We start from the raw sequence: 24,155 nt of genomic DNA, 5'->3' as shown, positions 1-24,155 counted from the left end.
TATTATTGGACGGTGATTTGAAATGAAAAAGCTATGGTATAATGGAACATTTTATACGATGGAAAATGAAGGTGAGACTGTAGATTCGATCATAACAGATGGAAATCGAATTATAAAAACTGGATCTTATCGTGAGTTATTAACCTATTTAAAAGAAGAACAGCATGATGAATTTGATTGCAAAGGAAAAATAGGTTTTCCAGGTTTTATTGATAGTCATTTACATTTAATTGGACATGGTGAAGCGATAAACCGCGTTGATTTATCTAAATGTCAATCATATGATGAGATGCTTGAACTTATGCAAAGGGCCGTATTGGAAACTAATCAAAATGACTGGATAATCGGTGAAGGTTGGAATGAAAATGATTGGAAAACACAACACACTTTTTCAATTGATGATTTAAATAAATTGTCCAATAAGAATCCTATCGTATTAAAAAGAACTTGTAGGCATGTCTATTTCGTAAATTCTGTAGCACTTAATTATGCAAATATAAATGAGAATGTACAAATCGAAGGAGGGCAAGTTGGTTTTACAGAAGATGGACAATTAAACGGATTATTATACGACGAAGCTGTAAATTTAGTTCTAAAAACAATGCCAGCTCCTAATGCTTCCTATTTGTCAAAAGCAATTACAACTGCAATTAAAGACTGTTATAAATATGGTATAGTAGCAGCAGTAACAGAGGATTTATCTTATTACGGTAATGCAAATTTGGTCATTAATTTATATGAACAATTATTAAATGAACTTCCATTCCATACACATGTCTTAATACATCATACAACTTTAGAAGAGGTTAAAGACAGATTACATAAAGGCAATCAGAATGTTTCGTTTGGAGGCGTTAAAGCATTTATTGATGGATCATTTGGTGGGCGAACAGCACTATTAGAAAAACCATATGAGGATGATCAGAACTTAACGGGATTACAAGTTACATCTCCTTCAAAATTAGAATTCATTACAAAAAAAGCTAGAGAAAATGGATTGCCAATCGCATTTCATATGATTGGTGATTTAGCTGTTAAACAAGGGATTGAAGCGATTAAAAAGTATCCGAATAGTGGCAAACTGCCAGATCGATTGATCCACTGTTCACTTTTATCTCCTGAATTAGTTCGTGAAATGAAAGGTTTAAAAATTGTTGTAGATGTACAAACTTCATTTTTGTATGCAGATTATCCATGGTTAATCGAGCGAATAGGAGAAAATAGAAACCAATATGCTTATTTAATAAAAACTTTACTAAATGAATCGATTCCGATAGCAAATGGTTCTGATACACCAATTGATACAATAAACCCATGGCAAGGTATATATACATCTGTTACCCGTAAAGCGAAAGATGGAGAAACCTATAATATTAAAGAGGCAATTAGTTTATTTGAAGCAATTAAACTTTATACAATAGATAGTGCTGCTTCTTTTGGTCAAGATGATCATAGAGGATTGATAAAAGAAGGTTATTCTGCTGACTTTGTCTTATTTGATGAAGATCCTTTTGAGTTGGAAAGTGAAGAGTTATTATCCGTAAAATGTAGTGAGACGATTTGCAGAGGGGATATTGTTTATAAAAAATAAAGTCAAACATGCACTTCAGCTTGCTCGCGTTCTTAAGAGCAGGAACTAGGAAAGGCAGGGGCAAGGAGCTAGGAATAAGGAATTTTTAATAGTATATTTCAACACTTTGAAAAAGAATGGAATTATATTTCCGTTCTTTTTTGTTTATGTAGATGTTTGATTGCCCATACTGTTACAAAAAAGGGTGGTTTTTTGCTTTATATTTATTCTGTTCTAATTTTTATAGCAATCGTCGTTATTATTTTAATAGCTTTTATACTTTTTATTAATATGAAAGTCATTATTCAGTCTGTTTATACGAATGAAGAAAGATTTTTGATTGTAAAACTCTCTATCTTGGAAAATTTATTCCATTACACTTTCACAATACCTTTAAAAAGACCAAAAGAAGTAAAGGAAGATGTGTCTGATTTAGAAAAGAAAAGAGATTTGTCTGTTTTTCAACAAGTTGATTTTTTTATAAATTTATATAAAAATGCACATACTATCATTACGAAATTTTTAAAGACTGTACAAATTTATAATTTTACCTTTCATATTCATTTTGGTGTAGGAAATTCTGCTTTAACAGGTGTATCCATTGGAACAGCTTATAGTGTAATCGGAATTTTTGAGAATTTATTAAGGGAATACACGGTTTTACATCAGCTACCTAGCATTGATATTACGCCAAACTATTACACGACCGTAATGGAGACTACCGGTAAAATTCGATTTTCATTTTCAGTTCGGAAGGCAGTATTTACAGGATTACTATTAGTTAAAACATATTTAAAAACAAGAAAAGACTTTAAAGCAACACATCCAATTGAAACTAATTAGAGGTGATTATCAATGAGTCAGCATCCTATTGGAGACTTAATGCACGCAGCAATGGAAAATTTATCAGCAATGATTAATGTAAATACAATTATTGGCGATCCGATTTCAACTCCTGATGGAAGTATAATTTTAACTGTTTCAAAAGTAGGGGTAGGTTTTGCAGCGGGCGGTAGTGAATTTCGGAATTACCATCTTGTAGATGGGGTTAAACAAGCGGAAGTAAGAAGTCCACATCCTTTCGGTGGTGGTACAGGTGGTGGTGCATCAATTACTCCAATTGCTTTTCTAATCGTAAATAAAGATGGTGTTAAGTTACTACACCTTGATCAAAATACGCATTTAATTGAAAAGCTAATGGATTTAACACCACAAGCACTAGAAAAAGTAAAGAAATATATGAAGAAAAAAGATGATTCTGTTGAACATGAGGATGATTTTGAACCAGATTTAGATTAAATTTAAAATTTGAGTAAAGTTAATTGCATTCATTGTTTCCTTCCAGTAAGATAAATGTTGTGAACATTTTGGAATTTTGGGAGGAAATATCATGGCAACTGTAACGTTTAAAAACAATCCAGTAACATTAATCGGACAAGAGGTAAAAGTAGGAGACAAAGCTCCAAGTTTTACTGTATTAGCAAATGACTTAAGCCCTGTGACTTTAGAAGCTTCAGCAGGAAAAGTTCGTTTAATTAGCGCAGTACCTTCTGTTGATACAGGAATTTGTGATGCTCAAACTCGTCGTTTTAATGAAGAATTATCTAACTTAGAAAACGTTGAAGTTTTAACAATTTCTATGGACTTACCATTCGCACAAAAAAGATGGTGTGCTGCTAGTGGATTAGAAAATGTACATACTTTCTCTGATCACCGTGATGCATCTTTCGGTGAAGCATTCGGTGTATTAATGCAAGAATTACGTTTATTAGCTCGTGCGGTATTCGTAGTAGATTCTAATGATGTTGTTACTTATGTTGAATACGTAAGCGAAGGAACAACTCATCCAAACTATGAAGCAGCAATCGAAGCTGTAAAAGCTGCTAAATAATTAAATAATAAAAGCTGTCGAGAAAAATCTCGGCAGTTTTTTTGTACCCACTAAAAAAGACACCCACTAAAAAAGACACCCACTAAAAAAGTGGATGCCTTCATTTACATTTATTTAATCTGAATTTTATTCTTTTTTACCTAGTGACATCGATTTTTCGGTACAACGTTCCATTGCCGAAATGATTGATGAACGGAAGCCATGTTTTTCTAATTCTGCTATGGCTTCAATTGTTGCTCCACCAGGAGTACAAACTTGATCTTTCAACTCGCCTGGATGTAATTCAGTTTCAAGTACCATCTTTGCAGCACCCAGAACAGCTTGTGCAGCTAATTTATAAGCTTGATTACGTTGAATTCCTTGCAAGACAGCTCCGTCTGCTAACGCTTCGATCATTAGATACACATAAGCAGGTGAAGAACCACTTACTGCCGGGATTGCATCCATTAACTTCTCATTAACTAATTCACATTTGCCAAAGCTGTTGAAAATATCCATAACTTCGCTTAATTCATCTGATGTTACGATTTGGTTATGGCAAAGTGCACTCATTCCTTCACCTACTAAAGAAGGGGTATTTGGCATAGTTCGAACGATTTTAACCTCTTTACCGAATGACTTTTCAACGCCTTCTAGCGTAATTCCAGCTGCGATTGTGATAATGACAATATTACTTGAGATTACATCTTTAATTTCTTCAATTATAACTGGATATAAATCAGGTTTAACTGCTAAGAACAAATAATCGACTTGCTTTGCTAAATCAATATTATTATCGAAAGTTTGAACGTTATACAGATTTTTAACCTTGATAAGAGTATCATTCGATCTTGCACTTACATAAATATGATTCCTCTCAATGACATTCGAATCGATTAGCCCGCCGATCATAGCTTGAGCCATTTTACCGCATCCAATAAATCCTATTTTCTTGTTCATATCATTTTCACATCCATACTATTTAATAAATTGAATTATACAGGAGGGGTTAATTTTTACCAAATAATAGTTTATTAAAAAAAATTAATAATTGGATACTCACATTGAATAATATTTTGTAAAATAGAATTTGCAATAAAATGATTGATACGATTAGGGGGAATTATGGAACAAATTTTAAAAGAATCAAATCAAAAAACTGCAATTGAAATCATTCAACAACTTATTCATAATTACGGTGCAACCTCATTATCACACTTAGGATTATTAGGTGATAAAAAAGTTTTTATTTCAAAGGACCAAAAGTCTGCATTTGTTTATCGTGAACAAGGAAATAAATTAGTTGTATTATGTGATCCAATTGGAGAGTGTTCTTTTGAAAAAATAATTGAATTTGAAAATTTTAGTATGAGTATCAACTGTACTCCTTGCTTTTATCAAATAGATGATAAGTCAAAATTGCTGTATGAAAAAGCGGGTTATCGATTATTTAAATTAGGAGAAGAAGCCATTGTTGAACTTGAACGTTTTGAGATTACTGGTAAAAAAGGAGCGAAATTAAGAACAAAAAGAAATAAGTTCATTCGACAAGGCTATCAATTTGAAGTTAAAATGCCAAGCCATTCTTTAGATTTACTTAACGAATTAAAGAAAGTATCAGACGAATGGTTAGATGGTAGAGATGAGTTATCTTTTTCAGTAGGCTCATTCCATTTTGATTATGTTTCAAATTTTCCTGTTGGACTTTTACGAAATAAAAATGGCCAAATTATTGCATTTGCTACATTACCAGTACAAGGGGAAAATATGACCATCGATTTAATGAGGTATTTAAAGGAATTGCCTTATGGAGCAATGGACATGCTTTTTGTCTCAATTATGTTTTGGGCAAAAGAAAATGGATTTAAAAATTGTAGCTTAGGGATGGCTCCTTTAGCGAATGTTGGACTTTATTCTAATGCAACTCTTATAGAAAAATCCGCAAAAATGATTTTTAAATATGGTAACTCGATTTATAACTTTAAAGGTTTATTAACTTTTAAAAGTAAATTTGCTAATAAGTGGGAATCTAAGTACTTAGCATATAAGCCGTATACATTACTTTCCGTGATCACAAGTTTATATTGCTTAGTTCATGGAATAAAATCTTTTAATTATATAACACGATTCAGAAAACCTTTAAAAAAGAACATAAAGATTGGTTGAATTTAGACCTCAATGAGCGGGGAATACAGTTTTCTAAATTAAAGATGAAATTCTTTTCTTAAACTTTTTTGAAACTGAACCGCTCTAAAAACTACATAAAATGTTCATATTGTATTAAAAATTTATTAACTTACTTCAATTAAAATTAAATTAACAATACTGGATTAAAATTGTTTTGAAAAACCGAATACTTTCTAATAGGAGAAAATAATTGTTACAGCTAATAAAGTGGACACGTTTAAAAGGCATACGTATAATGAGAACCAATGACTGTTCTATTTTGAAAGTGAGGAATACAAAATGGTAAAAGAGAATTCAGTGGAGTTATTTAATTACATAGATGAATCGACAGAATGTATAAAAGATAATCTTGAAATATCTTATTTGGAAGCATTAATCGAGACGGGTGAAAATTTCTTTGAAGGTGAAATTCTACAAGAAGAAATAAATGATTCCCAAAAAGATAAACTAATGAATAGTATTAAACAATTTATTTCTTTACCTAAAGACAACGAAAGCATTCGACGTGCGTTTCAATTAGCAATATTGAAAGGGATGAAGCAAGGAGTTCAAACAAATCATGAGATGACTCCAGATGGAATTGCTTTTATTATTTCTTATTTAGTAGGGAAAGTGACAGAAGGTAAACAAAATTTAACGATTTTAGATCCAGCAATTGGTACAGGGAATCTTTTATCAACAATATTAAATTCTTCAAACGATAAATTTACAGCGTCAGTTGGAATCGACGTTGATGACGTTTTAGTAAGGATTGCATTTGTAATCGGAAATTTATTAGGACATGAAGTAGAATTGTTCAATCAAGACAGCTTAGCACCTTTATTTGTTGATCCAGTTGATCTGGTTGTTTGTGATTTACCAGTTGGTTTTTATCCAAATACAGAGCGTGCAAAAAACTATGCATTAAAAGCAAAAGAAGGTATGTCTTATGCACACCATTTATTTATTGAGCAAAGTATGAACTACTTAAAATCTGGTGGATTTTTCATTTCATTAGTTCCAAATCATTTATTTACATCAGAGCAATCTCAACAATTGCAGAACTATATTAATGAAACAGGTGTTATTCAAGGATTGATACAGTTGCCAGTATCTGCCTTTAAGGATGAAAAACATCAAAAAAGTATATTAATTATCCGCAAAAATGCAGAAAATATGAAGAAGCCAAAACAGGCTTTATTAGTTGATTTCCCTAAGTTATCTAATATGAAGGCAGTCGAAGATATTATGCTTCAAATGAATGCATGGTTTAAAGAAAATTTACAATAATTGAACTTTTAAACACGTAAACTAATTTGTGTTATAATAATTTCGATAAAAAAAATATAACAGTTTCATGTTTAAAGGAGATGCAAAAACATGGCAAATATTCTTGCAATTAATGCAGGTTCATCATCATTAAAATTTCAATTGATTGAAATGCCTAGTGAAAAAGTACTTACAATTGGTTTAGTTGAACGTATTGGTTTGAAGGACAGCGTTTTTATTATTAGTGTAAATGGTGAAAAGATTAAAGAAGTAACTGATATTGCAGATCATTCTGTTGCAGTAAAAATGCTTCTAGAAAAGTTAACAGGTTTAGGAATTATTTCTTCATTCGAAGAAATTCATGGAGTTGGACACCGTGTTGTTCATGGTGGAGAGTTATTTACAGACTCTGCTTTAATTACTGAAGAAGTTGAGAAGCAAATTGAGAAACTTTCAGATTTAGCACCACTTCATAATCCAGCAAACTTAGTTGGTATTCGTGCATTTAAAGAATTATTACCAAATGTTCCTGCAGTAGCAGTATTTGATACAGCGTTCCACCAAACAATGCCGGAAGAGTCTTTCTTATATAGCTTACCTTACGAGTACTATAAACAATTTGGTATTCGTAAATATGGATTCCACGGTACATCACATAAGTATGTTACGGAAAGAGCTGCAGAATTAATTGGTAAACCAATTGAAGAATTGAGACTTATTTCATGTCATTTAGGTAATGGAGCAAGTATTGCAGCAGTTGAAGGTGGAAAATCAATTGATACTTCAATGGGATTCACTCCACTTGCAGGTGTAACAATGGGTACTCGTTCAGGTAACTTAGATCCAGCTTTAATTCCATTTATTATGGAGAAAACTGGTAAAACAGCAGAAGAAGTACTTGAAGTATTAAACAAAGAAAGTGGAATGCTTGGAATCTCTGGATTCTCTAGTGACTTACGTGATATTGAAAGTGCTGCTGAAGAAGGTAATAAGCGTGCTAAAATTGCACAAAGCGTATTCATCGAGCGTATCCACAAATATTTAGGATCTTATGCTGCACGTATGAAAGGTGTAGATGCAATTATTTTCACAGCAGGTATTGGTGAAAATGGTCCTGAAATCCGTCAAGCTGTTTTAGAAGGATTAGAATTTATGGGTGTTTATTTTGACCCAAGTAAAAATAACTTTAGAGGAAAAGAAGCTTTCATTAGCTTTGACCACTCTCCAGTTAAAGTAATTGTTATTCCAACAAATGAAGAAGTAGTTATTGCTAGAGACGTAATGCGAATTGGAATGAAATAATTAAGTTATGAATAAACGTAGAGCATACAAAAAAAGATGAACTCATATTCTTAAAATGAGATCACTTTTTTGCTCTACGTTTTTTTTATATATGAGGTGATAGTATGGATCAAATGAAAGAATATAATTTGTGGATTGAACTCAATGATTTGGTTAAGAAGAAACAACAAATCGTACCAAATAAATTTGAACAATTATATAATAATTCTTCTAAATTTCTCCTTCAAAAAATACCTCAAGGCTATACGAATGCCTTTAATGAATTTTTTTCAACATCTTTTTTCCACACTCAATCATTATTACAAACGACTAAACAGTTTCAGGAAAAGAAAATGGATATTTTGAAACGTGCTCAAATTTTAAAAAGTGATGTTAGGTCGATCAGTGATTTAAGAAAATTACCATTAAGACAATTAAATTTTTTAGCAGAACAAGAAATTTCCAAGGCACTAATTATTTCAAGTGTACAAGGTGGAATTAGCGGCACTAGTTCTAAGCTTGCTTTAATTAGTGATTTACCCGCATTATTATTTATTAATCTTAAATCTGTACAAGAAATTGCAATATGCTATGGATATGATGTAAGTATTCCAAAAGAAATGGAATGTAGTTTAAAAGTTCTACAAGGTGCCATGCTGCCGGCAACAGAAAAATATGTAACATGGAATAAATTAATGGATGATATAACAAAGCATGAAGATGAGGATGTATTTGCAGTTTGGGAAAATGAATTTAGCGGAGAAGGTTTAATTTATACTTTGTTATTACAAATGAGTAAGTTATTTCTTATCCACTCACTAAGGAGTAAAGTCTTAGGGGGCGTTCCATTATTGGGCGTATCAATCGGTTCAAAATGGAACGAATCTTTTACGAAAAATGTATTAGAGTATGCGAAGCAATTTTATCAATATCGGTTATTATCGAATCGGATAAAAATAGAGCCAACATAATATATGTTGGCTCTCAGACTGTTTATAAACGCTCGTTTTCTTTGTTGCTTCGCTTGTCTGCGGTGCTCATTACCGACTAGGGTAACTCCGCTCCTCACCAAGCTTCGCTCCTCGAAAGACAAGCGTTTCAATCAGTCTGATAATCAGATTTAAAATGTTTCTACATAATAAATGTGTTGGCTCTCAGACTGCCCGCTAAACGCTCGCGATCTTCGTTTTTATCCATGTATTTTTGAATTATATGATATTTGTTGGTTACTTCTAAACCAAATCCAAAGATCATTTATAATTGAGGCTAAATCAGCAATTTCAGAGTTTAGCTTACAACTTAAAGTAAAATCCGATTCATGATTTAATCGTTCTTGCTTATCATTGATTGTAAACTCTAATCGTTTAATATGATCTGGTATTTCTCCACGGATGTATTCCCATTCGGTCAATATCATTTGTTGTTCAACGTGAGAGTAATCTTCCCAATCCAATTTTAACTTGGGTAGAAAAATACCTAATCGTTCATCGTATGAAAAATATTCTTGAAACATATTTACTCCCCCTCTAGACTATATTATACATTGAAAAAAATAATTGGAAATTAATAATGAAAATTAATTCAATATAATAGAAAACTAACTTATCTTTTTATAAAATAATCTTACTAAATAGCAGTACTATTGTATAAGATAAATACATAATTTTTTAAAGATTGGATAGAAAATTTCTTACAAATAGATAGAGTTGATTGGTTTATCTAGATGATTTGAAGGATTAGATAAAATTATTTAGATCGAAAGGAAGAGTTTTATGAGACATGCTGTCATTACGGCAGGAACGAAGGGGTTAGGAAAGAAGGTTACTGAAACTTTTTTAAGTGATGGGTATTCAGTTACAGTAACGTACTTTTCCGATGAACAAGCTGTCAAGGAACGAAAGGAAGAATGGAAAGATTATATAGACCGTGTGCTCTTCGTAAAAGGTGATATATCGGATAAATCATTCGCAAAAGAGATTGTCTCAAAAACAATGGAGAAATTCGGTAGGATTGATTGTTTAATAAATAATGCAGGGCCGTATTTATTTACTCGTAAAAAACTGGCAGACTACACTGAAGAAGAGTGGGAATACTTGTTGTATGGAAATTTGCATAGTGTGTTTTATCTTTTGAAGCAAATTATTCCTATAATGAGGAATCAAAAATATGGCCGTATTATAAATTATGGATTTCAGGGTGCAAATTCAGCTTCAGGATGGATTTATCGATCTGCATTTAGTGCAGCAAAAGTAGGACTAGTCTCCTTAACAAAAACAATAGCTTATGAAGAAGCAGAAAACGGGATTACGTCAAATATGATTTGTCCCGGCGACATTTTTGGAGATATGAAAGAATCGAATCAAAATGAAGCAACAAAACATGGAAAAGGTGTTGCACCAGTAGGAAGGTCGGGAACCGGTGAAGATGTAGCTAGAATGGTTCAATTTTTATGTAAAGAAGAATCAGATTTTATTACTGGAGATGTGTTTGAAATAACAGGTGCATTAGATGTTATTCATAAATACCGACATATCCCATTATCGTGATTTTAAGTGGGACAATTCTATTTGATAAAGCATATTTTATTTTAAGAGCAAGAAAAGCAGGAAAGACTCCTTGATCCTGTCCTTATGATAATAAAAAAGATTCTGAATTAACTTTTATTATAAGAATTTAAGCGTTTTCATTTGTGCATTTAAGTATTTGTGTTAATATAAAATTGTATTATTTGATTAGATAAAAATTCATCCTAAGAGGCACGAATTAGAATATATATTTCAGGGGGAAATGACATGCGTATTGGGGTACCAAAAGAAATTAAAAATAATGAAAATCGTGTAGCAATGACACCAGCTGGAGTAATGAACTTAGTTGGTCATGGTCATTCAGTTTATATTGAAACAGGTGCTGGACTTGGTTCAGGCTTTACTAATGAAGAATATATAAAAGCTGGTGCAACAATCGTTGAAACTGCTGAAGAAGCTTGGAACAATGAAATGGTTATGAAAGTTAAAGAACCAATTCCGAGCGAATATGGTTACTTCCGTGAAGGATTAATCTTATTCACATACTTACACTTAGCTCCAGAGCCTGAGTTAACGAAGGCTTTAATTGATAAAAAAGTAGTTGGTATTGCATATGAAACTGTACAAGTTGGCAATACTTTACCATTATTAACTCCTATGAGTGAAGTAGCTGGACGTATGTCAGCACAAATTGGTGCTCAATTCCTTGAGAAAAACAAAGGCGGAAAAGGTATCTTATTAGGTGGCGTACCTGGTGTTCGTCGTGGAAAAGTTACAATCATTGGTGGAGGTGTAGCTGGAACAAATGCTGCTAAAGTAGCTGTTGGTCTTGGTGCTCACGTTACAATGATTGATTTAAATCCAGATCGTTTACGTCAATTAGATGACATTTTTGGTCATCAAATTACGACTTTAATGTCAAATCCTTATAATATTGCTGAAGCTGTTAAAGAATCAGATCTTGTAATCGGTGCAGTATTAATTCCAGGTGCTAAAGCGCCAAAACTTGTTACAAAAGAAATGATCGAATCAATGGAGCCAGGTTCAGTTGTAGTTGATATTGCAATTGACCAAGGTGGTATTTTTGAAACAACTGACCGTATTACAACTCATGATTTCCCAACTTATGAGAAACATGGAGTAGTACACTATGCTGTAGCTAATATGCCAGGTGCAGTACCTCGTACTTCAACTATGGCATTAACAAATGTTACTGTACCATATGCTGTACAAATCGCTAACAAAGGCTATCAAAAAGCTTGCTTAGAAAATACTGCATTATTCAAAGGTATCAACACACTTGATGGTTATGTAACTTACGAAGCAGTAGCTGAAGCACACGGATTAGAGTTCAAAGAAGCAACTACTTTATTACAAGGTACTTCTGTTTCTACAAACTAATTTTAAATTATTAAATCCCTTTCCAATTTGGTTAGGGATTTTTTGTATTAACCTGAATTCCATCCTGGGGAAGCGGAAAAAAGTTGAAATTCAAAATCAGCAAGAATCTTATGACTTTCTACATAATTTATAAAAAATACTCCATTAAATTTGATTAGTTACAAGGGACATTATAGAAAGTAAAATATAGTACAATATGGAAAAAATATCCATCTAATGTATAAAAGGGAGTGGTAATATTGGATTTTATTTATGTACTTCTTATGCTAATTGCAGGTGTACTTGGGTTTAATTGGCTTATGGGTTATCGTAATCAAAATATTACTTTAGATTTGGATGAACGATATATTGATTTAAAAGAATATGCGAATGCTGTAAAAGCTGAGTTAGAAAGCCAAGGTAAGGAAGTTGAATACAAAGGTAATAGGCTTTTTGTTATAAATGGTAAACAATATCATTTAATCGAACGAAATGTATCAATGGGTGGTGTGCCTTTGCAACATACGATCCTTCAAAAAGTATAAAAATAAGCCTATTCTTATGGGCAAAAAAAATCCCTTCTCCATCTAAATGAAGAAGGGATTTTATCCTATTTTAAATAAATTCTTCTCTTAAAAGGCTATATTGATACATATCACGATGAGCTCCTTTAAAAAACTCATGTTTGCGCAATATACCATCTAAATGAAAACCTAATTTAGTGAGGAATTTTTGTGAAGCAATATTATAATCATATACTTCACCATATATTTTTACGAGTTTTAATTCATTAAAAGCATAATTAAGTAAATAGTTTAATGCAAATGAACCAAGTCCTTTATTTTGCATTGCTTTATCACCAATTACGATTCCAAAAGCGGCATGATTATTTTCTTTATCAAGATTTCCTAATTCAATTCTTCCAACGCAAATATCGTTGTATTCAATTGTGAACAAATTAAGATTAAGTTTTAGTCCATCAAAGTATTTTTCATAGCCTAGTACCATGTCATTTAAAGACCTTGGCTTTTCGATTCCTACAAGCTTACCAATCTCATCATCACATTCCCATTTATGCATAATAGGGATATCAGAGGGAAGTACTTTTCGGATTTTTAATAATTGGTCCTCAATCATATTACAGAATGATTAATTCTTTAGGGAATTTCGTTAGAGTAACTGCACCAGTTTCAGTAATAACGATATCATCCTCAATACGAACTCCACCAACATTTGGTACATAGATTCCTGGTTCAATTGTGTATGACATACCAGGTTTAATAATACCTGTATTTGAGTCGTTTACTGAAGGATAATCATGAATGCCAATACCTAAACCATGTCCAATACGGTGAACGAAATATTCGCCATAACCAGCGTCTGCAATAATTTGACGAGCAGCGCGATCAACGTTTCCTAATATTTCTCCTGGTTTACTTACTTCGATTGCAGCAAGTTGTCCTTTTAAAACGGTTTCATAAATTTCGCGTTGTTGATCATTAGGTTGACCAAACATTACTGTACGAGTGATATCAGAGCAATAGCCATCAACGATAAAACCTAAGTCCATTAATACGAAATCACCTTTTTTAATTGGGTTAGTACCAGGGTTTCCGTGAGGAAGTGCTGAATTTGCACCAGTTAAAATTAACGTACTAAAAGAAGTTTTAGAAATTCCTTTTTTCTTCATTTCGTATTCCATTTCAGCAATTAAATCCATTTCTGTTTTGCCTTCAGCAATACGATCAACAATGATTTGGCAAGCCATATCAGCTGCTTCTGCTGCAACTTGCATACGACGAATTTCTTCACTATCTTTAATTAAACGTAAATCATGTAATTTTTCTTCAGCTGCAAGGAATTGTACTCCTGGGAATAACTGAACTAATCTTTCATAACGCCCTACAAGTAGGTGCTCTTTTTCAATCGCCATACGATTTACTGAAATATTGCGTTTTGCTAATGATTCTTGAATCATTGTCCATGGATCTTGACTATCATTAAAGCCGATTACGTCATACTTCCATCCTGCATTTTTTACATGGCCAACTTCCATTTGTGGGCATACAAGAATTGGCTCATCATTTGGAAATACTAAACAAGCTAATAGACGCTCATGTGGATTACAATGGAAATTAGTTAAATAAAATACGTTCTCAGTAGATGTAATAAATCCAAGTTGAATATCTTGCTCTTTTAACCAAGTTGATAGATTTTGTATACGGTGTTCCATTTGTAACATCCTTTCTAAAATACAATTTACTGTAATAAACAAAGTTTGTGTTTCTTTACAGTGGTTAACAGTACTATTTTACCATTTTATATTGATTTTCGTAAAATAGTTAACTTCAAACTGTCTGAAAATCACATTTTTTAAATTTATCTGTATACTGCTTAATTTCCTGTTTTTTTAATTTTATAATATCTGTTAAAATATGGTAGTGACTAAATTTATTAAAGAGGAGCGAGTTCGTTTGAAAATTACTTATTTCGGGCATAGTGTCATTCTAGTAGAGCATGGTCATGATTCAATTATTATTGATCCATTTATTAACGGAAATCCTCATACGAATGTAAAAGTTCAAGATATTAAAGTGAATTATATTTATGTTACACATGGACATGGAGATCATTTAGGTGATACGGTTGAACTCGCTAAACAAAATGATGCAACTGTTATTGCTCCTGTAGAATTAGCTACGTGGATATCTTGGCAGGGTGTCAAGGTTGTTCCTATGCATATAGGTGGAGAAAAAGAGTTTTCATTTGGTAAATTAAAATTAATTGAGGCAATTCACGGATCAAGTATTGTTGATGATGAAAATAAACAGATTATTAATGTAGGACCACCATCAGGTGTACTATTAAAAATAGCTGGTAAAACAATTTATCATGCTGGAGATACGGCATTATATAGAGGAATGAAAACATTAGGTGAATATGAAAAGATTGATTTAGCGTATTTACCAATAGGAAATCACTTTACAATGGGGATCGATGATGCGGTAATTGCTTCGGAATGGATAGATGCAAAGCAAGTAATTCCAATGCATTATAATACGTTCCCACCAATCCAAGTTGATCCTAATGAATTTGTTTCTAAACTACCAAAGCAAAATGGCTATATCCATGAGCCGAATACTACAATTTCATTATTGTAATATAGATATACTAAAAAATATTAGTACAGATTTAAAAGCACGTTTAAACGTGCTTTTTTTCATGGTATGAATTGTTATATAATAGTTAATAAAAATATTAATACAACCATTGAAAGCTTGGTGAGGTAATTGACTACAAAGCATGATCAAATTCTAGAACATATTGAACAACTACCAGTTGGTCATAAAATATCTGTTAGACAAATAGCAAAAGACTTAGGTGTAAGTGAAGGTACTGCATATAGAGCAATTAAAGATGCTGAAAACAAAGGTTTCGTTAGTACGATTGAACGTGTAGGTACGATTCGAATCGAGACGAAACGAAAAGAAAACATTGAAAAATTAACTTTTGCAGAAGTAGTTAATATTGTAGATGGACAAGTTTTAGGTGGGAAAGAAGGATTACATAAAACATTAAATAAATTTGTTATCGGAGCGATGCAGCTTGATGCGATGATGAGATATATTAGTGCCAATAATTTATTAATTGTCGGTAACCGTGTTAAAGCTCATGAACTTGCATTAAAAGAAGGTTCAGCAGTTTTAGTAACTGGTGGATTTGATACGGATGAAAGTGTGAAGCGTCTTGCAGATGAAATGAAGATGCCAATTATTTCATCTAGCTATGATACTTTTACTGTGGCCACTTTAATCAATCGAGCGATATATGATCAATTAATAAAAAAAGATATTGTACTAGTTGAGGATATTTTAATTCCAACTGAAAAAACAGCTACTTTATCTCCATCAGATGAAGTTGAGAAATGGTTTGAATTTAATCGAGTTACAGGGCATGGTCGATATCCAGTAGTAGATGATCGAGGTAAACTAATCGGAATTGTTACTTCAAAGGATATTATTCATGAACAACGTACACAAAGAATTGATAAAGTAATGACTAGGCAGCCAATAAGCGTAAATGAGAAAATGTCAGTTGCTGCTGCAGCTAGAATGATGGTATGGGAAGGTATTGAACTTTTACCAGTTGTTAATTCTTCTAATAACTTAATTGGAATTATAAGTCGTCAAGACGTACTAGAAGCGTTACAACAATTACAACGACAACCACAAGTCGGTGAAACAATCGATGATATTGTAACTAGTCAATTTCATAATAATAAAGAACAAAAAAATGAAGACTTTTCAATTAGATGTAATGTAACACCACAAATGACAAATGTAATTGGTACACTATCACATGGTGTATTTACAACGATTGTAACTGAAGCAGGAAAACGAGCTGTTCGCGATATGAAAAAAGGGGACTTAATCGTTGAAAATATTACGATCTATTTCGTTCAGCCTGTTCAAATTGATGATGTAATTGAAATTAAACCAAAAGTATTAGAATTAGGTCGTAAATTCGGAAAAGTTGATGTTGAAGTATTCCAACAAGGAATATTAGTAGGCAAGGCTTTAATGATGATGCAATTATTAGATCGATAAAAGATACATGAAAAAATAAGCCTGATGAGGGCTTATTTTTTTTCTAAGTTTGAAATTGAAATATAAAGTAGTCAATATAACACTAAATGAAATTAATAAAAAAAATTGATCTTCGTAGAAATTAGGATGATTTTTGTAAAAACTAAATTTCTTTGATATAACTGCAAATTTTATTGGGTATATCTGGACTATAAACAGAATCCTAATATAATCTAAAAAAATATTAGTCAAAATCTATTTTTAGTTGAGATGTATTGATTAAGAAATCAAACACGGACTAAATTTTTGATATGTTTTATACTTGAAAAATAACAAAGTAGACTTGTATAGTGATTAATTTAGATTTTAAAAAGAAACACATTTACTTTTGTATTAGTTGAATGGAACGGAAGGAGGCTCGACTCCTGTGGGAGTAGCGGGAAGGGTGAGACCCCACAGGCTTGCCGAGGAGGCTCAGCTCACGCCCCACGGAAAGCGAGCATCCTGCAGTGGAATTCAACAAGTCACATGCTTTTTTATAGACAATAATTAAGGTAAGAGTATTGATAATTGATAGATTCATTTTTCAATAGCATAAAAAAATAAGCCCATTAGGGGCTTATTTTTAAAGTTTAATAAATAGTAAATATTAAACCGAAAGAAGTTTATTAACTTTATTCACATACTCAGTATTTTCGTTTCGAGAGTCAAAATCATTCGCTAAATCATACACAATTTTCTCTAGTTTTTTAAGATCATAAATAAAATCATGCTCATTTATTTCTAATTTTTTTGCCATAAACAATGCAGCCAACCAGTAGTCAAACTTATATGATAGATTAGAAAAATTATCACATAAATCCACATGCTTATAAAACAATTCGAGTGCTCTATCCTGATCTACAAAAGTTAAAAAGATTATTTGCTCAGCTAATTCTGGAATGTATTTTGTTCGATCATACGTAACAAAATAAGCTTTTTGTTGAATGATTAAAGCATTCTCTATTTTACCATCTTCGTATAGTGGAAGAAGTAATTTTGAGTAGGATTTATGAATGGCATCATCGCATTCAATCGAACTACTAATAATTTCGTTTTGAATTGTTAGTGCTTGTTTTAGATTATTTAACTTTAAGAAAAAATTCATTTCATCGTACATTTCACACTTTTCACAATTACTAAAGTCATCTCTTGGAGAGTCTTTAAATAATTGATAGTTCTGTTTCGCATGCTCTAGTTTATTTAAATACAACTCATTTACAAATAGTGCTTGATAATATGGCCTTAAAGAATAGTTCGCTAGCAATAAACGATTCTTAAAATCCTCAAAATAGCCATAGATGTCCTCTAATGTAAATCGTAAAGATTGTGGTATTATTTCTAATAACCACTTGTATTGCCATAAAAGATTGTCTAATTCTAGCCTATCTTTATTTTGGTCATATAAATCTAAGCACCAAAAAAAAGTATCGATAAACAAATCTGCTTCGCCGATCGAACAAGCAGTTTCTGCTAATTCCATATTGACGTAATATAAATAGCTCCATTCCTCTTGATTCTCTAATTCTTCTGCAAAAGTTAGAAGTTTTTCAAGTTTATTACTAGAATGTGATAATTCTATCAGTTCATCAAATTTTGATGAGAATAGCTCTTCTGTCATCATGTTGTTTTCTCACCTTCTAGAATGATAATTTATTAAACTGTTTGTTTACTTTCGATTGCTTTGTAATGTTTATTTTGTAAGTATCCACGGTAAAGATTTGCAATACCAAATATGATGAATACGATTCCAACACAAATTGTTAATAATTCAACGTTTGCGACAATCTGATTTACACCATATAACAATAAAAATAGACCAAAAGTTAATCTAGCACGAGAGCCTGCAATTTTTTTTGTTAAAAGTTCGCTTGTAAAGAAAAATTTGGTAACATAAAATAAGAAGAATAGAAAAGATATAATGACAATAGTTGCAATGCTATTCACTTAGCTTCCACCTTTCAAGTACTAATACATACTTCTATTTTAACGTGATAGAAACTATATTTCAAAAGTTTTCATTTAAAGGAGAGTTTAATGATGAAGGAACAAATTTTAAAAGATATACATATGTTTGAAACGATTATTATCCATCGTCATGTTCGTCCAGATCCAGATGCAATTGGTTCTCAATGTGGTTTAGCGGAAATGATAAAAGCTAGTTATCCCGGTAAAAGTGTATATGTAGTTGGTCATTTACCACAGTCACTAGAGTATTTATATAAAATGGATGAGATTGCGGATGAGGTATATAAAGAAGCTCTAGTGATTGTATGTGACACTGCAAATACAGAGCGTGTGGATGATGCTAGATATACTACTGGTAAAAAAATAATTAAAATTGATCACCATCCGAATGTTGATCCATACGGAGATATTATGCACGTAGATACAACTGCTAGCTCAACAAGCGAATTGATTTTTGAGCTTGCAGAAAGCAGTAACGAACAATTAATTCTTACTGATCAAGCCGCAAGATTAATTTACGCAGGGATTATTGGAGATACTGGAAGATTTTTATTCCCAAGTACAACTGAAAGAACGTTCCATGCAGCTAGTAAATTAATTAAAAAAGATTTTTCAATTAATGAAATTTATGACAATATGTATGAAACATCAATTGAAATGGCTCATTTAAATGGATATGTTCTTCAAAATTTTAAACTTACTGAAGAAGGAGTCGGTCATATAAACATGACAAAGGCTCTAATGGAACAATATAATGTGAACTCTGAGCAAGCTTCATTGGCAGTAAGCTCACTTGGTCATATTAAAGGTGTAAAAGCATGGGTAATATTTTTAGAAGAAGATGATTTAATTCGAGTTCGTCTGCGCTCAAAGGGGCCAGTTATTAATGGGGTAGCTGCTATGTTTAACGGTGGCGGCCATCCACTTGCATCTGGTGCTAAAATCTTCTCATGGGAAGAAGCGGATCAAGTTGTTGAAGAGTTAAAAAAGGTGTGTAGAGAAGAAGCATAAGTTTTTAATCATAAGTAAGAGAGGCTTTTATTTACTAGAAAAAGCCTCTCATTTATTTTGTGCTTTTAATTTTTAATGTTATTTCTAATACCGTATCGAAGTATATTGTATCGATTTCAAGTTTAAAGCGTCGATCATCTTTTATATAAACCTTGTTTTCAACGGCTCTTCTTAATAATTCACGATTTTGAGATACACTTTTTATATCTTGTGTTAATAAATGGCTTAAGTCATTCTTTACATCACTAATAAGCTGATGCGTAGTGAATACGTTTAAATTATATTGTTTGGAATTCAATATAGTAACTCTAATTTCTTGTACAGTTAAATTTCGTTTATTTTCCTTGTTTAATCGTTCAGTACTTTCAATTAAAATATTTTTATCTCTTATTAAATCTTTATTGATCATTTGTAATTCAGATATTTGTTTTACTTGCTCTTCTTCTGTTACACCATACATATAAATAAATACGAGCCAGCTAATAACAAAACCAAAAAAAATACCTACAAAAAACTTTGCCCAACCTTGTGAAAGTCGTTCTGGAGGAGCCTTCATTAGACATGTTCTCCTGTAAACCATTGGATGATAATCGTGCCAGTATGTGTACCTCCCATAGCGGCGATTATCATAAAAATTTGTTTTATAAATTCAATGGTTTCACCTTCAAATAACCCTTTTTCAAAACTATAAAAAGTATCAAAGGTACCACCAATTGCTCCGACAATTGCCCATATTCGCAGCTTCATTGATAAATCATACATGCTACTAAGAGGTGGTTGGCCAATTACATAGTAGCCGATTGAACCAATGATTGAACCACCAATCATAATGCCGAGGGATATAAAGTACATTGAAATTAATGCCGGTATAAATGGTAATTTAAGCTCCATACGCGCTCACTCCTTCATTTTATATATATGGACAAAGTGAATTGTGTATGATGAGTATTAAAGTAAGTTCATAATTATTGCTTTGATTTTATATTTACGAACAAAAATAGAATGTAAGTTCGTATTTTGTGATAGAATAGATTATATAAAAAAGATGGTAAGGAGGATGTAGATGAGTTTTGTTCATTTGCAAGTTCAAAGTTCTTATAGTTTATTGCAAAGCGCATGTAAAATAGATGAATTAATAAACGCTGCTGTTAAGCAAGGACATCCTGCGCTTGCAATTGCAGATGAAAATGTCATGTACGGAGTAATACCTTTTTATCATGCGTGTAAGAAAGCGGGTATAAAGCCTATTATAGGAGTGAAACTATCCATTTTAATGGATGACCAACATGCATATCCAATGGTATTACTAGCGAAAGATTTAACTGGATATCAAAATTTGTTAAAGCTTACAAGTATCATAGGCACAAAATCTCCTCAAGGAATTCCTAAAAAATGGTTAACTGCATATAGTAGAGGCGTTATAGCAATTACTCCTGGAATTGATGGAGAAATTGAATACTTACTTTTGAACGGAGAATTCGAAAGAGCGAAAGAGCATGTAATAGAGTATCAATCAATTTTTGAAGAGTTTTTTGTCAGTATTCAAGATCATGGTTTATCTGAGGATCGTTCTTTAAATCCACTAATAAAGGAATTACAAAATGAAACAGCAATAAGCTTAGTTATCACAAATGATGTTCGGTATATTGAAAAAGAAGATGCATTGATTCAAGATGCATTATTCTCAGTAAAGAATGGAACTAAATTATCGGATGAATCTAGACCAAGATTACATTCGAATGAGTATTATTATAAGTCAAAAACAGAATTATTGAATTTATTTTCTGATGAAGAAGAAGCATTTCAAAATACAATACATATTGCGGATATATGTGATGTAACGATACCTTTTCATCAAACGTTATTACCGAAATACCCTGTACCCGAGGAATATTCAACTATTGAATATTTAAGGCTAGTTTGCGAACAAGGAATGGTAGAGCGTTATGGGACAATAAATGATGAACTTAAACAAAGATTGGAATATGAGTTAAAGACAATTCACAAAATGGGATTTAATGATTATTTCCTTATTGTTTGGGATTTTATTAAATATGCACATGAACAAGGCATAACTGTAGGGCCAGGTCGTGGTTCTGCAGCAGGTTCATTAGTTGCCTATGTTTTAAAAATCACAAATGTTGATCCAATTCATTATAATTTGCTTTTCGAGCGATTCTTAAACGAAGAAAGAATTACAATGCCTGATATAGATATTGATTTCCCGGATCATCGTCGTGATGAAATGATTGACTATGTAGCTTCTAAATATGGAGATGTACATGTTGCACAAATTATTACATTCGGAACTTTAGGAGCAAAAGCTGCCATACGTGATATTGCTAGGGTAATGGGTTTAACACCAACTGAAATTGATCGATACTCTAAGTTAATTCCTTCAACGATAGGAATTACATTGAAAGACGTATATGAACAATCAAAAGCATTCAGTAGCCATGTTGAACATTCTGGAATTCATAAACGGATTTTTGAAGTAGCTTGTAAAGTTGAAGGGTTACCACGTCACACAAGCATCCATGCTGCAGGTGTTATTATATCTGAACTTCCATTAACAAATGTTGTTCCATTACAGGAAGGAAATCATGGTGTGTTTTTAACACAATATCCTGCAGAAATCCTTGAAGAACTGGGATTAGTAAAAATGGACTTTTTAGGTCTAAGAAATTTAAGTTTGTTGGAAGATGTTTGTCGATTAATTTATGAAACAAACGGCGATGAAATTATATTAGAAGAGATTCCATTAACAGATAAAAAAACATTCGAGGTCCTAAGTAAGGGAGACACTTCGGGTGTATTTCAGTTAGAATCTTCAGGAATGAGAAGAGTATTACAACAACTACAACCTAACCAGTTTGAAGATATAGTAGCTGTTAATGCTTTGTACCGCCCAGGACCAATGGAACAAATCCCTAAATTTATACAATATAAACATGGGTTGGATACCGTTACTTATCCTCATCCTGACTTAGAAAAAATATTAGAACCAACATATGGCGTTATTATTTATCAAGAGCAAATTATGCAAATTGCCTCGACGCTTGCAGGCTTTTCTTTAAGTGAAGCAGATTTACTTCGCCGTGCGGTAAGTAAAAAGAAAAAGGAAGTTTTAGACGAAGAACGAATTCATTTTGTACAAGGTGCAATTTCAAAGGGGTACGATGAAATTGTTGCAAACGAGGTTTATGATTTAATTGTACAATTTGCAAATTACGGTTTTAACCGAAGCCATGCTGTAGCCTACAGTATGATTGCCTATCAATTAGCTTTCTTAAAAGCAAATTATCCTTTACAATTTTACGCAGCACTTTTATCTAGTTTTATTGGAAGTGAAGAAAAAATATCAAACTATATTGGTGAAGCAAAGCTTAGGGGGATACCAATTTATCCGCCTTCAATTAATAAAAGCCATTATGCGTTTGTGGTAGAAGGGAAAGCAATTCGCTATAGTTTGTTGGCAATTAAAAATATCGGTATGGCTACAGTGAGAGAAATTTTACAAAAGCGTCCTTATAAAGATTTTTTTGATGTGTGTATAAAAATATCACCAAAGGCATTAAACCGTAAAAGCATAGAAAATTTAATTTATGCTGGTTGTTTTGATGAGTTTAATCTCGATCGTGCGACTTTGCTTGCAAATATCGATACAATTTTTGATTATGTCGATATTGTTCGACCTGAAAACGAGGATCAATTTGATTTATTTCTTGATGAAGACTTTGTTCCAAAACCAGAAATAGTGAAAGTTGATCCAATGAAAATGTCCATAAAGCTAGAACTCGAGAAGCAAGCTTTAGGAACTTATTTAACGGGTCATCCAATAAGCCAGTATGAGAAACTGCAAAATGAGAGTGGTACTTCTACGATTTCATCAGCTATGCTAAAAAAAGAGAAAGAGCATTTTTTATTCGTTTACATTAAAGATTTAAGAATTACCAAAACAAAGAAACAACAGCAGATGGCTTTTTTACAAGTTGAAGATTTAAGTACTACTATTGATGCAGTTATTTTTCCGACTACTTATGAAAAATATCGCCACAAATTAAAGGAAAAAGAAGTCGTTGTAGTTAAAGCGAAGATTGATGAACGAGAAGAAAGAAAACAATTAATTATTAATGAAGTTCTAACGGTTGAAGAAATGGAAGAAAGAAATGAGCAAAAAGAGTATACTTTATTTATTAAAATAACGGGGCATACTAATAAAAATATTTCTTATACGATACAGCAAACAATCTCTAATTTTAAAGGACATACGAAGGTAGTTCTTTATTATGAAGAAGATAAAAAAGCAGTTCAATTATCTGAACAATATTATGTAAATCCCTCTGTAGAATGTCTTACATTGTTAAAAAAAATAGTAGGGGATGTAAATGTTGTATTAAAGAAATAGACAACTTTCTTCAAAATCATTTATTATAAACATGGGATCTTATTCTAAAGAATAATTTTACATTACCTTTAAAGAGAAAATC

General features: G+C 32.1%; 23 protein-coding genes. 15 read left to right on the top strand and 8 right to left on the bottom strand.

Annotation, left to right across the window (positions count from 1 at the left end):
- Window positions 1-22 precede the first annotated feature (22 nt).
- The 4 genes from B7R67_RS06345 to tpx all read left to right on the top strand — a co-directional run bounded on the left by B7R67_RS06345 (window position 23) and on the right by tpx (window position 3,461).
- The gene (locus B7R67_RS06345; protein ID WP_088068630.1) at window positions 23-1,591 is read left to right on the top strand and encodes an amidohydrolase; all 1,569 of its coding nucleotides are present in this window, start codon (window positions 23-25) and stop codon (window positions 1,589-1,591) included.
- A gap of 192 nt (window positions 1,592-1,783) precedes the next feature.
- Window positions 1,784-2,413: a DUF2953 domain-containing protein gene (locus tag B7R67_RS06340; RefSeq protein ID WP_088068627.1), complete on the top strand. Its 630-nt coding sequence runs from the start codon at window positions 1,784-1,786 to the stop codon at window positions 2,411-2,413.
- A 12-nt stretch (window positions 2,414-2,425) separates the two neighbouring features.
- Window positions 2,426-2,869, top strand: a complete 444-nt coding sequence (gene ytfJ / locus B7R67_RS06335) for a GerW family sporulation protein (protein ID WP_088068626.1) — start codon at window positions 2,426-2,428, stop codon at window positions 2,867-2,869.
- 91 nt (window positions 2,870-2,960) lie between these two features.
- Window positions 2,961-3,461 (top strand): thiol peroxidase, encoded by a 501-nt coding sequence (gene tpx / locus B7R67_RS06330; protein WP_088068624.1) that lies wholly within the window; start codon window positions 2,961-2,963, stop codon window positions 3,459-3,461.
- Between the two features lie 126 nt (window positions 3,462-3,587).
- On the opposite strand, the gene proC is transcribed toward tpx, so the two are convergent.
- Window positions 3,588-4,400, bottom strand: coding sequence for a pyrroline-5-carboxylate reductase (gene proC, locus B7R67_RS06325; protein WP_088068622.1), 813 nt, complete (start codon window positions 4,398-4,400; stop codon window positions 3,588-3,590).
- Between the two features lie 165 nt (window positions 4,401-4,565).
- Between proC and B7R67_RS06320 the strand changes: the two genes are divergently transcribed.
- From B7R67_RS06320 to B7R67_RS06305, 4 genes are all read left to right on the top strand, one after another.
- Window positions 4,566-5,606, top strand: a complete 1,041-nt coding sequence (locus B7R67_RS06320) for a phosphatidylglycerol lysyltransferase domain-containing protein (RefSeq protein ID WP_088068620.1) — start codon at window positions 4,566-4,568, stop codon at window positions 5,604-5,606.
- A 300-nt stretch (window positions 5,607-5,906) separates the two neighbouring features.
- Window positions 5,907-6,896 carry a class I SAM-dependent methyltransferase gene (locus tag B7R67_RS06315; RefSeq protein ID WP_088068618.1) on the top strand — a complete coding sequence of 330 codons (990 nt, stop codon included), beginning with the start codon at window positions 5,907-5,909 and terminating at the stop codon, window positions 6,894-6,896.
- 90 nt (window positions 6,897-6,986) lie between these two features.
- Window positions 6,987-8,177 carry an acetate kinase gene (locus B7R67_RS06310; RefSeq protein ID WP_088068616.1) on the top strand — a complete coding sequence of 397 codons (1,191 nt, stop codon included), beginning with the start codon at window positions 6,987-6,989 and terminating at the stop codon, window positions 8,175-8,177.
- A gap of 104 nt (window positions 8,178-8,281) precedes the next feature.
- Window positions 8,282-9,127, top strand: a complete 846-nt coding sequence (locus B7R67_RS06305) for an EcsC family protein (RefSeq protein ID WP_088068614.1) — start codon at window positions 8,282-8,284, stop codon at window positions 9,125-9,127.
- A 218-nt stretch (window positions 9,128-9,345) separates the two neighbouring features.
- Here B7R67_RS06305 and B7R67_RS06300 read toward each other — a convergent pair whose 3' ends face one another.
- Entirely contained in the window at window positions 9,346-9,669 is a 324-nt protein-coding gene (locus B7R67_RS06300) for a hypothetical protein (protein ID WP_088068612.1), read from the bottom strand.
- A 259-nt stretch (window positions 9,670-9,928) separates the two neighbouring features.
- On the opposite strand from B7R67_RS06300, the gene B7R67_RS06295 reads away from it, so the two are divergent.
- The 3 genes from B7R67_RS06295 (at window position 9,929) to B7R67_RS06285 (ending at window position 12,606) form a co-directional block, all read left to right on the top strand.
- Window positions 9,929-10,702 carry an SDR family oxidoreductase gene (locus B7R67_RS06295; protein ID WP_088068610.1) on the top strand — a complete coding sequence of 258 codons (774 nt, stop codon included), beginning with the start codon at window positions 9,929-9,931 and terminating at the stop codon, window positions 10,700-10,702.
- A 246-nt stretch (window positions 10,703-10,948) separates the two neighbouring features.
- On the top strand, window positions 10,949-12,082 hold the full coding sequence (gene ald, locus B7R67_RS06290) for an alanine dehydrogenase (RefSeq protein WP_088068608.1): 1,134 nt from the start codon (window positions 10,949-10,951) through the stop codon (window positions 12,080-12,082).
- Window positions 12,083-12,312: 230 nt separating this feature from the next.
- Entirely contained in the window at window positions 12,313-12,606 is a 294-nt protein-coding gene (locus B7R67_RS06285; protein WP_407920381.1) for a hypothetical protein, read from the top strand.
- Between the two features lie 70 nt (window positions 12,607-12,676).
- Here the strand turns inward: B7R67_RS06285 and B7R67_RS06280 are convergent, their stop codons facing one another.
- The gene (locus tag B7R67_RS06280; RefSeq protein WP_088068606.1) at window positions 12,677-13,198 is read right to left on the bottom strand and encodes a GNAT family N-acetyltransferase; all 522 of its coding nucleotides are present in this window, start codon (window positions 13,196-13,198) and stop codon (window positions 12,677-12,679) included.
- Window position 13,199: 1 nt separating this feature from the next.
- Window positions 13,200-14,294 (bottom strand): M24 family metallopeptidase, encoded by a 1,095-nt coding sequence (locus B7R67_RS06275; protein WP_088068604.1) that lies wholly within the window; start codon window positions 14,292-14,294, stop codon window positions 13,200-13,202.
- Between the two features lie 241 nt (window positions 14,295-14,535).
- On the opposite strand from B7R67_RS06275, the gene B7R67_RS06270 reads away from it, so the two are divergent.
- Together B7R67_RS06270 and B7R67_RS06265 are read left to right on the top strand one after the other, a co-directional pair.
- Window positions 14,536-15,222 carry a metal-dependent hydrolase gene (locus tag B7R67_RS06270; protein WP_088068602.1) on the top strand — a complete coding sequence of 229 codons (687 nt, stop codon included), beginning with the start codon at window positions 14,536-14,538 and terminating at the stop codon, window positions 15,220-15,222.
- Window positions 15,223-15,351: 129 nt separating this feature from the next.
- On the top strand, window positions 15,352-16,668 hold the full coding sequence (locus tag B7R67_RS06265; RefSeq protein ID WP_088068600.1) for a DRTGG domain-containing protein: 1,317 nt from the start codon (window positions 15,352-15,354) through the stop codon (window positions 16,666-16,668).
- Between the two features lie 628 nt (window positions 16,669-17,296).
- Here B7R67_RS06265 and B7R67_RS06260 read toward each other — a convergent pair.
- Window positions 17,297-18,310, bottom strand: coding sequence for a hypothetical protein (locus B7R67_RS06260; protein WP_088068598.1), 1,014 nt, complete (start codon window positions 18,308-18,310; stop codon window positions 17,297-17,299).
- A gap of 32 nt (window positions 18,311-18,342) precedes the next feature.
- Window positions 18,343-18,633, bottom strand: a complete 291-nt coding sequence (locus B7R67_RS06255; protein WP_088068595.1) for a YtpI family protein — start codon at window positions 18,631-18,633, stop codon at window positions 18,343-18,345.
- A gap of 93 nt (window positions 18,634-18,726) precedes the next feature.
- On the opposite strand from B7R67_RS06255, the gene B7R67_RS06250 reads away from it, so the two are divergent.
- Window positions 18,727-19,665: a DHH family phosphoesterase gene (locus tag B7R67_RS06250; protein WP_088068593.1), complete on the top strand. Its 939-nt coding sequence runs from the start codon at window positions 18,727-18,729 to the stop codon at window positions 19,663-19,665.
- A gap of 52 nt (window positions 19,666-19,717) precedes the next feature.
- On the opposite strand, the gene ytrI is transcribed toward B7R67_RS06250, so the two are convergent.
- Window positions 19,718-20,221, bottom strand: a complete 504-nt coding sequence (gene ytrI / locus B7R67_RS06245) for a sporulation membrane protein YtrI (RefSeq protein WP_088068591.1) — start codon at window positions 20,219-20,221, stop codon at window positions 19,718-19,720.
- Window positions 20,221-20,556 (bottom strand): YtrH family sporulation protein, encoded by a 336-nt coding sequence (locus B7R67_RS06240; RefSeq protein WP_088068589.1) that lies wholly within the window; start codon window positions 20,554-20,556, stop codon window positions 20,221-20,223. Before B7R67_RS06240 ends, ytrI begins: the two co-directional genes overlap by 1 nt.
- A gap of 172 nt (window positions 20,557-20,728) precedes the next feature.
- Between B7R67_RS06240 and dnaE the strand changes: the two genes are divergently transcribed.
- Entirely contained in the window at window positions 20,729-24,073 is a 3,345-nt protein-coding gene (dnaE, locus tag B7R67_RS06235; RefSeq protein ID WP_088068587.1) for a DNA polymerase III subunit alpha, read from the top strand.
- Window positions 24,074-24,155 lie beyond the last annotated feature (82 nt).

The sequence above is a fragment of the Gottfriedia luciferensis genome, from assembly GCF_002156865.1.
GTDB lineage: Bacteria > Bacillota > Bacilli > Bacillales > Bacillaceae_G > Gottfriedia > Gottfriedia luciferensis.
The sequence above is the reverse complement of the archived record's forward strand: the minus strand, read 5'-3'. Positions and strand labels throughout refer to the sequence as shown.